The following is a 9,696-nucleotide window of genomic DNA, read 5'->3' on the forward strand; positions in this document are numbered from 1 at the left end:
TGGCGGAGCTCGACAAGGCGGGGGCGGCGCGCTGACGCGCGGCTCCACCGCTTCACCATTCGCAACCCAAGGAGAAACCGCATGACCGTCAATCGCGCATCCGCCCGCTACGAAGGATTCGGCAAGGAAGGCAAGGGGTCGATCACGACCAAATCGGGGGTGCTCGACAAGCAGCCCTATGGGTTCGGGACGCGCTTCGAGGGGGTGCCGGGGACGAACCCCGAGGAGCTGATCGCCGCGGCGCATGCGGCGTGCTTTACCATGGCGCTGTCGTTCGGGCTCGCGCGCGCGGGCTATGCGGGCGACACGCTGGAAACCAGCGCGGCGGTCACGCTCGATCAGGTCGACGGCGGGTTCGAGATCAGCAAGTCGGCGCTGACACTGGCCGCCAAAGTGCCGGGCATCGACCCCGATGAATTTGCCCGCATCGCCAAGGAAGCCGAAATGAACTGTCCGGTGTCGAAGCTGCTCGATTGCGAGATCACCCTGGAGCACAGCCTGGAAAATTAGCCCCTGCGCTTCAGGTGCTGACGAGCAGGTTCCATTCCTCGGGCGGGGTATAGGGGCTTTCGCCGACGTCGGGCAATTTGGTGCGGTTCGCCTGCCAATCACGGTGGTGGTTGCGCAGCATGTAGATCGCGAATTGCGCCGACACCTCATTGCGGTCCGCAGGGGCAATCCCGGCGTCGTCGGCGGCCAGCGTTTCGAGGGTCGACAGGCTGGTGCGCGGGCAACGCAGCACCAGGCTGGTCCACAGGGCGGTCTCGTCATGATCGCTCTCGAACGCTGACGCTACCCCGACGTCGAACAGCCGCTGACGCAGCGCGCGCAGGTCCGGATCGGCGTCGAGCGCCGTCACCAGCGCGGCCGTCGCGGCGCGCCATGCTTCGGCGCCGGGACCGGCGGCATCGGCATGCGAGATACGGTCGGTCACCGAAATGCGATCCTCGGTGTCGCTCGGCAGCGCGAGCGCGCAGCTGGTCAAGCCGATCAGCGCGATCCGCGGCCGCAGCGCCAGCGCCAGTCGCTGTTTCGCGGCGGCTATAGGATCGGGTTCAAATGTCGCCATGGCCGCCTGTCATTCCCATTGTGTCTAACCCGGGGATTTGTCGCGCGGGGGTGCGCCTTCGCCGCCCGCCCGATCAAATTCCTCGTTCATCGTGCGTTCGATCTCTGAACGCTGCGACGGGGCGTAGAGGTTGTCGGGGCTGGAATAAAGCCCCTTGAGAAAGGCAAAGTCCCACTGGGTCAGCGTCACCGGCACTTCGCTGTCGGACGCTGCATCAAGGATGCGCAGGATCGTCGACGGCGCGGCGGCGTCGATCCGCGCCGGATCGATGCGCGCCAGCGCGCGCATGGCGGCATAATCGGCGAGCTGGGTCGTGGTGAGCCCGTCGAGCGCAGCGCCGTCGATCACCACCGCCGCGGCCAGGAAAGCGGGCCGCGCCGCCGCGGTGATCCGCGACGGGTTGCGCGTGGTGCGGTTGACCGGCATGTCGCCCTCGTTTGCGACCGCGCGACCGTCGCCGTTCACCATCGTCTGGATCTGCCAGGCGGTGGCCGGTCCCGGTTCGGCAAGGATCTTGCGGACTTGCGCCGGGGTCCGGTCGCCGAACATATAATTATGGTCCTTGCCGAGCGCCTTGACGAAGGCGTTCTTGTCGGCGGCGACCATGACGAGCAGGTTCGGGGTGCAGTCGGGCTTGGCAACATCGAGGCCGACCCCTTTGGCGACCGCGCGGAGGCGCTCGCGCACGGCGGTGCGCTGCGCTTCGGGAATGCCGAACACGCCCGGGCACACCGCGGTTTCGAACCGCGCGATCTGGCCGCGCGGCGACGCCGGGGTCAGCGCGCCGACGAAGGATTTGATCTGTTGTTCGAGCTCGCTGTAGCCGGTCACGACGATCGGGGCGTCATCCTGCGCCGCCGCGGGGGCAGCCAGCAGGGCGAGAGATAGCAGGGCGAAACGCATCGAGAGCCTCCCGTCAGGGTTGCGAAGCAAATTTGCGCCGGAGCCCTGCCGCGGGGACGGGCCGCGGCTGGTACTCCGACGATGGCGACCATCGCTGCGGCGCCGCGCCTTGTCGCGCCGCGTTCGACAAGCTGCGCGCGGGCGCCGACCAGCGGGCGGGCGACGAATGCATGATCGCCGCTTGATCTCAACTGCGCTTCAGCTTTCATAAGCGTCGGCAGTCGATTCGCGAACGGAGTCCTTGCCGATGTTGCACTATCCCGCTGCCCCCACCTCAAGCGCCGACGACGGCGATCCGGAGCCCGTCGAACGCGCGCCACTGCTGACGCGCTATCTGGCGCGGATCGGCTATGCGGGGCCGGTCGCGCCCACCGCCGACGTGCTGGCGGCGCTTCAGGCCGCGCATATTGCCGCGATCCCGTTTGAGGCGATCGACGCGCTGACCGGGGTTGGTATCGATATTGGCGATGCCGCGATCGAGGCGAAGCTGATAGACCGGCGGCGCGGCGGTTATTGTTTCGAGCAGAACGCCCTGTTCCTGCGCGTGCTGCTGGCAATCGGGTTCGAGGCCGAGGCGATGTTGGGCCGGGTGCGCTGGATGCTGGCGGACGATGCGCCGCCGACCCCGCGCACGCACAAGGTCGTGCTGGTGACGCTCGACGGGCGGCCGTGGCTGGCCGACGTCGGGTTCGGCGCCGCGGTGCCGCCGCAGCCGCTGGCGATGGACCGCGAGGCGGTGCAGCCGACGCGGCACGAGGATTATCGCGTGCGCCGCGGCAATTTCGGGTGGGAGGTCGCGGCACGGATCGGTGATGCCTGGCAGGCGCTGTACCGGCTGGACGACGCCCCGGCGCCGCCGATCGATCGCATCGTCGGCAACTGGTACACGTCGACCCACCCCGATTCGCATTTCACACAGCAGCTGGTCGCAGCGCGCACGACCGCCGACGCGCGCTACGCGCTACGTGACAACCGGCTGACGGTGCGGCTGGTCGACGGGCGGACCGACCGCCGTTATCTGACCGCCGACGAGATCGAGCGTGCGCTGAGCGAGATTTTCCTGGTGCCCGTCCAGCGCAACTGGCGCCCGGCGATCGAGCGCGCCGCCACCGCCGAAATCGCGGGGTAGCGGCGCGCATCGGTCAGCGGCAGCGCACGTCGTCGTTGTTGCCGCTGCGTTCGATCGCGCGGCCGGCCACCGCGCCGCCGATCGCGCCGAGCACGGTGCCCAGCGTTTCCGAACCGCCCGGGGCGATGACGTTGCCTGCGACGCCGCCAGCGATCCCGCCAACGATCAGCCCCGTCGACCCGTCATTGCGGCGGCAATAAAATTTGCCGTCGCGGCCGCGATAGACGCGGTCGTTGCTCGACAGGCGGCGCTCGCGATACCGGCGGTCGGTGCGGTAATAATTGTCGGCATAATAGCCGCCGTGGCGCGGGTCGGGGCGGTCGTAATCATAATTGCCGTACTGGCTGTAATAATTCTGGTCATAATAGCCGTAGCCGCCATCGTCATAACCGGTCCCGGCGCCGACACCGCCATAAAGGCCATTCGAGGCGCACCCGGCGACCAACGCGGTCGCCGCGGCGAGGGGCAGGATCATCAGCTTTTTCATCGACATCACTCCATAAGTCGCGTGCCGGGCCAGTCGGGCGTGGGCATGCTCTGTTTTTGCCCCACGCATGAAGTAAAGCCTTGAAAGCGGCGGGAGTTCCGTCGGAGTTCAGGCGAACGCGATGTGCCCGGGGGCGGGGGGTTTGGCAATGCGCCGGTTTCGGGCATGATGCCGTCCCCATGTGCAACCATTATCAGAATCATCCCGAGGCGATTCCGACATGGCGCGAATATATCGGCGCGCTGCCGTATGACGCGCCCTTTTCCGAAACGCGGATCGACGTGTGGCCGCGGCGGATGGGGGAGGTGGTGCGGACGGTCGATGGCGTGCGCGTCGCGGGCGAAATGGCGTGGGGGGTGCCGCTGACGCTGCCCGGCAAGCGGCCGGGGACGACGGTGACCAAATATGTCACCAACGTCCGCAACCTGGCCAGCCCGTTCTGGGCCAATATGCTGAAACGCCCGGCGCAGCGGTGCCTGGTGCCGTTCAGCCGCTTTGCCGAACCGAAGCTGGGGCCGGATGGCAAGGGGACGAAGGACGAGCATTGGTTCCGCGTCGCGGACCGCGAGGTCGCGGCGTTCGCGGGGCTGTGGCGCCCGACCGCGGTCGGCGATGCCTATGCGTTCCTGACCTGCGCCCCCAACCCGCTGGTTGCGCCGCTGCACCCCAAGGCGATGCCGGTGATCCTGGCCGAGGCGGATTATGCGACATGGCTGGACGGCGATGCCGAAGCGGCGGCGGCGCTGGCGGTGCCGTTTCCGTCGCAGCTGATGGCGGTGGAGTAGAAGTAGTGCGCGCGGCGTCGGTCGCGGGCAGTCACTCGGGTGCCGCATAGTGCAGGTCTTAGAGCGAGATCAAAGTGACATGGAGGAGGTGGACCCCACGCGAAGGACCGTTGCGCGGGAGCGCCGCGATCTGCACCTGCACCTCCGGCGGCGGCTTGGCCATGACGTAGAGAGGGTTTCGAGATCGCACTGCATGAGTTTAGCATGGTGTGGGGGCGAGGCGGACTGTCGGCCGTTCCGTTCAAAGCGGGTCGGGGTTTGGGGATTTAGTAAACCGTCGCCGTACTCATGACCCGCTAGAGGGATGCCTTCCGCTTCCTACTAGGACCATTCTCGAATAGACCAATATTGGCTATCTGGAAGATATTTTTAATACCGTCAGTATCGAATGACGGTATTCTATATGGTTCGATCCGGTTAGTCGGAAATCTTATCTTGTTATTTATATCGACAATAAATACCTTTGCAGATCCACTTATAGATTCTCTTATTATAGAGTTTATATGATCATCTCGAAAAGCGAAACCTATGAATATGGCGATATCGGCTTCTCTGGCCACGCTTTCTAGATGTGCATGAAACGCATCAAAAAATTCTGATGAATCAGTTCCTTTAAAACCGGGATATATGATTGGGTGGCGCCCATGATCACCCGAAAAACCGGAATCACTGATATTTATTCTGTTACCGTTTCGTTTCCAGTCTACCGATCCGTGGAGCTTGGTTAGCAATCCTTTGCTTTCTACTGGTAGATTTTTCCAAACATCCAAATCTATGTGCTTTTTTCTCGCGCCAGCATATCCGAGATACCGGTCAAGTTCGACTTGTTGGATCTCAGAATTTCCCAGCGCGCTTTCTATGACTCCATCATAATTGGTGGTGAAGATATTAAATTGACCAGACGCATTCCAAGCATCGCTTATCAAGGCAATCCAGTTTGATGAGAGTTCAGACTCTACCGGATCGTAGCTGTATAAATCATATTCCAGCTTATTTATTTCAGAAGATAGCCATTCGGTATGCTGAATGATAGCTTTTAGGCCGTTGTCTAGTTGTCCAAAGCTAATATCTCCAGCAGTATGCCGAGAATTTTTTCGATCTAGGCAGTATCCTGCAATTGACGAACGATCCCGAAGTCCACGCAAAGATTTGCGTAATTCTTCAAGTTCCCAAAGGACTTGCTCAATATCAATCCGATCAGAACCGCTTTGATTCTTAATGTAATCAAAAATCTGACGAAACAGCGGGTAATCCGTGATTGATTGTGGTAGCCGTTTAAAAAATTCGACTGTCGTAGGGAATTGATCCGGATTGACGGCCATCGACGCCCCTGCGCCGGCAAATATCATGATATTAGGCTTCATTGCGACGGTTTAACGCAAGGCGCCGCGCAACACCAGATGCCTTGTTTTCTCGAGGCTCTGTACGGGTTCAACGCTGGTTGAGAAAAACTCGGTTGGTCAGCAAGTAGCCTGCTTCCGAAGGCGTTCTGAAGTGATCAACATCTAGAAAATATCTACTGTTCCGCTTTACTAGACTCCTAAGACCGGGTGAATCGATTGGCGAAAAAACAAGCTGTTCTGCACATCTAATTGTGGTTCGGTTGATGCTTGTTACCTCCGATGGGGAAGCTTGCACAACGCGATATCGAAAATCGGTCGCCAGATTTGGTCGGTTGGGTGGCCGGAGCTGCGGATGGATTCGAACAGCTAGGTCCGGCCTCAGTGGAACGACGCGGTTTAGGATCTGGGGGTCGGAGCTCGGCTCTATCGAAGCGGGAAAGTCACTTGTGACAAACGGATGGCGTTCGGCGTGTGAGTTGAGAATGATTTCCCAACGAAAACTAGCAAACTGTGCGGCTTGTTCGGGAAGTCCAGAGATGCCCATCGATTGGGGAAATTTCTCATCGGTATCTACTATCACCAGCCCCTCATCCAATAGTTCCGTAAGCGTTTTTCCACCTAGCTCGGGTGGAGCCGGTTCGATTTCACCCATTCTTTCTAAGAGTTCCGCTTCTGTGCGGACCATTTTCGAGAGGGGAATGGCGCCTAGCCGCATGCTGGTTGGTGAGCATCCGATCACAAAAGCGATGAATCCGGACAAAATCAAAATTGATTCATAGTCAGGTCTTCCCTGTCCAATTTTTGAACAGGCGTCACTGTAGTTAGGCTCTATATCACTCAGATAATCTTCAAGTATTCTGGGGCTGTTTAGGTAGGCATTTGTGCTGCCGTCTTCAATGCGACAAACATCCCGTGAATCGCAGGGGAAGCTAGCTAGGTCGGATTTGCGAAACGCAAACATTTTGCGGAAATTTAGCGCTGGCGCATAGAATTTCCGCAAATGTGTTTGTGAAACATAATGGTCGCGAGCCAACTTTTCAGCTTAGCAATGAGATGCATCGAAGCCGAGGCAGTCAGTTCCAATCCGCTCAATCATGCTCCCTGCCATCCGCACCCATATACAGCTCGCTCCCCGTTTCCTTGAACAGCTCGCTCATCTCGGCCATGCCTGCCTCGACTTCGCTCGGCACCAGCTTTTCGGCTTCCTCGGCGGCGAGGAAGTTTTCGGCGCCTTGGTTCTGCTTCGCCGCAAACTCTCGCACTTCCTGGCTGATCTTCATCGAACAGAATTTCGGGCCGCACATGCTGCAGAAATGCGCGGTCTTGGCGCCCTCTGCCGGCAAGGTCTGGTCGTGATATTGCTCCGCCGTGTCGGGGTCGAGCGACAGGTTGAACTGGTCGCGCCAGCGGAATTCGAAGCGCGCTTTCGATAGCGCGTCGTCGCGGACCTGCGCGGCGGGGTGGCCCTTGGCGAGGTCGGCGGCGTGCGCGGCGAGCTTGTAGGTGACGACGCCGACCTTCACATCGTCGCGGTCGGGCAGGCCCAGATGCTCCTTGGGCGTGACGTAGCAAAGCATCGCGGTGCCGTACCAGCCGATCTGCGCGGCGCCGATGCCGCTGGTGATATGGTCGTAACCCGGCGCGATGTCGGTGGTGAGCGGCCCCAAGGTATAGAAGGGCGCCTCGCCGCACGCCTCGAGCTGCTTTTCCATATTCTCCTTGATCTTGTGCATCGGGACGTGGCCCGGGCCCTCGATCATCACCTGCACATCCTGTGCCCAGGCGCGCTTGGTGAGCTCGCCCAGCGTGTAGAGCTCGGCGAACTGCGCCTCGTCGTTCGCGTCATAGATGCTGCCGGGGCGGAGGCCGTCGCCGAGGCTGTAGGCAACGTCATAGGCCTTCATGATCTCGGTAATCTCGTCGAAGCGTTCGTAGAGGAAGCTTTCCTTGTGATGGGCGAGGCACCATTTCGCCATGATGCTGCCGCCGCGCGACACGATGCCGGTCATGCGCTTGGCCGCGAGGGGGACGTAGGGCAGGCGGACCCCGGCGTGGATGGTGAAATAGTCGACGCCCTGTTCGGCCTGTTCGATCAGCGTGTCGGCGAAGATTTCCCAGGTCAGGTCCTCGGCGACGCCGCCGACTTTCTCCAGCGCCTGATAGATGGGGACGGTGCCGATCGGGACGGGCGAATTGCGGATGATCCATTCGCGCGTGTCGTGTATGTTGCGCCCGGTCGACAGGTCCATGACGGTGTCGGCGCCCCAGCGGATCGACCAGACCATCTTGTCGACCTCGGCCGCGACGTCGCTGGCGACCGCGCTGTTGCCGATATTGGCGTTGATCTTGACGAGGAAGTTGCGGCCGATCGCCATCGGCTCGCTTTCGGGGTGGTTGATGTTGCTGGGGATGATCGCGCGGCCGCGCGCGACCTCGTCGCGGACGAATTCGGGGGTGACGTAATCGGGGATGCTGGCGCCGAAGCTTTCGCCGTCGCGCTTGTACTCGGCGAGGCGCGCGCGGCCGAGATTCTCGCGCTCGGCGACATATTCCATCTCGGGGGTGATGATGCCGCGGCGGGCATAGTGCATCTGGCTGACGTTGGCGCCGGGCTTGGCGCGGAGCACCTGGCGGCGGACGTTGGGGAAGGCGGGGACGCCTCCCGAGCGGTCGGGGCCGAGCTGGCCGTTATCCTCGGGGCGAACCTCGCGCTGGGTAACCTCCTCGACGTCGCCGCGGCCGCGGATCCAGTTGCGGCGAAGTTCGGGGAGGCCCTTGGCGATGTCGATGACCGCGTCGGCGTCGGTGTACGGCCCGCTGGTGTCGTAGACGCGCACCGGGGGCTCGCCCGACGAGGGTTCGAGCAGAATCTCGCGCATCGCGACGCGGATGCCGCTGCCGGTCTGGGTCGCGACATGGATCTTGCGGCTGCCGCGGATCGGGCCGGTGGTGACGCCGATGGGCTGGGCTTGCGTCTTGTCGAGGCGGCTGTCGATGTCGGCCATGTCTGTTCGCTCCAAAGGTTCGGAGCGAGAATGGGGATTCCGGGCTTGGAATACCGACCCTCCCTCCGCCGGTATTATCCGGATCAGGTTCAACGGGTCGCGGTCTATTCCGCTCTCAACCTGCGTTTGCGCGGCAGGCTCCCCGGGGATAGCGAAGATGTAGCGGGCCGGTGCGTCGCTGTCGAGCGTTGCCGCTCATTTCGCGGCGGCGGCGGCGAAATCGTGGACGAATTCGCCCGGGGTGCGGCTGTCGTAGGCGCGCTGGAGGATGCATTTGCCGTCATCGCTCTTGCAGGCGGCCGTCGCGATGCGGGTGGCGCGTTTGGCGTTGCGTTCGACAACGAGACCCCAGTTCTTGTCGGTCCGGTAGGACTGAATGAGCCCGTTCGCCACCCAGGTGGCGACCACGCAGGTCTGGCCGGTGGCGCGGCCGCACGCGGCCAGCGCCGCGTCGTTGGCGGCGGCGAGCTGTGGGTAGCCGCTCGCGATAAAGGCGCGCGCATAATCCTTTTGGTCCGCCGCCCAGGCGGCGCTGGCGTAGCGCTTGCGTGCGGTGGCCAGATTCGGCGTATGGCCGGATTTGCCCGCATCGAAGCTGTGCAACATCTCGCACGGCAGTTGTTGGGCAAGCGAACATTCGGCGAGCACCCGCTTGCGCTCGGCGCCGCCTTCGCCGTTCCAGCCGCGGTACAAGGTTCCCTGATTGTCGCGGATGATCGTCATCGACGAATTATACCATTCGCCGATCGAGGTGCAGCCGCCCCCCATCGCGCGGTTGCAGGCTTCGAGCGCCAGATGTTCGGCAAAGCCGGAACTAAATCTTTTGCCCGCCATCCAGACGTCGTCGGCGTCGGGGTGCCACGCCACCGAGCCATAGACATAAGAGACTCCGCCGCCACCGCGAACAGCGCCAGCGTGGCCAGCGACAGCTGTCGTCGCTTGAAACGGGGTTCGATCATCGGCGCTGGCTCCATG

Annotated in this window: 11 protein-coding genes and 1 riboswitch; of the genes, 4 read left to right on the forward strand and 7 right to left on the reverse strand. The window is 62.2% G+C overall.

Going from position 1 to position 9,696, the window contains the following annotated elements:
- Window positions 1-81: 81 nt before the first annotated feature.
- Window positions 82-510, forward strand: coding sequence for an OsmC family protein (locus FFS18_RS17160; protein WP_137871776.1), 429 nt, complete (start codon window positions 82-84; stop codon window positions 508-510).
- Between the two features lie 10 nt (window positions 511-520).
- On the opposite strand, the gene FFS18_RS17165 is transcribed toward FFS18_RS17160, so the two are convergent.
- Together FFS18_RS17165 and FFS18_RS17170 are read right to left on the reverse strand one after the other, a co-directional pair.
- The gene (locus tag FFS18_RS17165; protein WP_137871777.1) at window positions 521-1,069 is read right to left on the reverse strand and encodes a hypothetical protein; all 549 of its coding nucleotides are present in this window, start codon (window positions 1,067-1,069) and stop codon (window positions 521-523) included.
- A gap of 24 nt (window positions 1,070-1,093) precedes the next feature.
- Window positions 1,094-1,972, reverse strand: a complete 879-nt coding sequence (locus tag FFS18_RS17170) for a hypothetical protein (protein ID WP_137871778.1) — start codon at window positions 1,970-1,972, stop codon at window positions 1,094-1,096.
- Window positions 1,973-2,004: 32 nt separating this feature from the next.
- Between FFS18_RS17170 and FFS18_RS17570 the strand changes: the two genes are divergently transcribed.
- Together FFS18_RS17570 and FFS18_RS17175 are read left to right on the forward strand one after the other, a co-directional pair.
- Window positions 2,005-2,157 carry a hypothetical protein gene (locus tag FFS18_RS17570; RefSeq protein WP_171005356.1) on the forward strand — a complete coding sequence of 51 codons (153 nt, stop codon included), beginning with the start codon at window positions 2,005-2,007 and terminating at the stop codon, window positions 2,155-2,157.
- Between the two features lie 62 nt (window positions 2,158-2,219).
- The gene (locus FFS18_RS17175; protein WP_137871779.1) at window positions 2,220-3,101 is read left to right on the forward strand and encodes an arylamine N-acetyltransferase family protein; all 882 of its coding nucleotides are present in this window, start codon (window positions 2,220-2,222) and stop codon (window positions 3,099-3,101) included.
- Window positions 3,102-3,114: 13 nt separating this feature from the next.
- Here the strand turns inward: FFS18_RS17175 and FFS18_RS17180 are convergent, their stop codons facing one another.
- Entirely contained in the window at window positions 3,115-3,588 is a 474-nt protein-coding gene (locus tag FFS18_RS17180) for a glycine zipper 2TM domain-containing protein (protein WP_137871780.1), read from the reverse strand.
- Between the two features lie 179 nt (window positions 3,589-3,767).
- On the opposite strand from FFS18_RS17180, the gene FFS18_RS17185 reads away from it, so the two are divergent.
- Window positions 3,768-4,373 (forward strand): SOS response-associated peptidase family protein, encoded by a 606-nt coding sequence (locus tag FFS18_RS17185; protein ID WP_137871781.1) that lies wholly within the window; start codon window positions 3,768-3,770, stop codon window positions 4,371-4,373.
- Window positions 4,374-4,669: 296 nt separating this feature from the next.
- Here the strand turns inward: FFS18_RS17185 and FFS18_RS17190 are convergent, their stop codons facing one another.
- From FFS18_RS17190 to FFS18_RS17205, 4 genes are all read right to left on the reverse strand, one after another.
- Window positions 4,670-5,737, reverse strand: coding sequence for an SIR2 family protein (locus tag FFS18_RS17190; RefSeq protein ID WP_137871782.1), 1,068 nt, complete (start codon window positions 5,735-5,737; stop codon window positions 4,670-4,672).
- Between the two features lie 67 nt (window positions 5,738-5,804).
- Entirely contained in the window at window positions 5,805-6,749 is a 945-nt protein-coding gene (locus tag FFS18_RS17195; RefSeq protein ID WP_137871783.1) for a DUF4238 domain-containing protein, read from the reverse strand.
- Window positions 6,750-6,804: 55 nt separating this feature from the next.
- Complete coding sequence (thiC, locus tag FFS18_RS17200; RefSeq protein WP_137871784.1) at window positions 6,805-8,721, reverse strand: phosphomethylpyrimidine synthase ThiC; 1,917 nt, start codon at window positions 8,719-8,721, stop codon at window positions 6,805-6,807.
- Between the two features lie 43 nt (window positions 8,722-8,764).
- Window positions 8,765-8,876, reverse strand: a riboswitch (TPP riboswitch).
- 40 nt (window positions 8,877-8,916) lie between these two features.
- Window positions 8,917-9,696 (reverse strand): DUF4189 domain-containing protein (locus FFS18_RS17205; RefSeq protein WP_137871785.1); only part of this gene is annotated, 780 nt, incomplete at its 5' end.

Source organism: Sphingopyxis sp. 2PD (genome assembly GCF_005503695.1).
In the GTDB taxonomy this organism is placed as follows: domain Bacteria; phylum Pseudomonadota; class Alphaproteobacteria; order Sphingomonadales; family Sphingomonadaceae; genus Sphingopyxis.

Bases quoted from the DNA above. Each gene is read 5' to 3' on its own strand.
- FFS18_RS17160 (WP_137871776.1), top strand. From the start codon at position 82: ATGACCGTCAATCGCGCATCCGCCCGCTACGAAGGATTCGGCAAGGAA.
- FFS18_RS17165 (WP_137871777.1), bottom strand. From the start codon at position 1,069: ATGGCGACATTTGAACCCGATCCTATAGCCGCCGCGAAACAGCGACTG.
- FFS18_RS17170 (WP_137871778.1), bottom strand. From the start codon at position 1,972: ATGCGTTTCGCCCTGCTATCTCTCGCCCTGCTGGCTGCCCCCGCGGCG.
- FFS18_RS17175 (WP_137871779.1), top strand. From the start codon at position 2,220: ATGTTGCACTATCCCGCTGCCCCCACCTCAAGCGCCGACGACGGCGAT.
- FFS18_RS17180 (WP_137871780.1), bottom strand. From the start codon at position 3,588: ATGAAAAAGCTGATGATCCTGCCCCTCGCCGCGGCGACCGCGTTGGTC.
- FFS18_RS17185 (WP_137871781.1), top strand. From the start codon at position 3,768: ATGTGCAACCATTATCAGAATCATCCCGAGGCGATTCCGACATGGCGC.
- FFS18_RS17190 (WP_137871782.1), bottom strand. From the start codon at position 5,737: ATGAAGCCTAATATCATGATATTTGCCGGCGCAGGGGCGTCGATGGCC.
- thiC (WP_137871784.1), bottom strand. From the start codon at position 8,721: ATGGCCGACATCGACAGCCGCCTCGACAAGACGCAAGCCCAGCCCATC.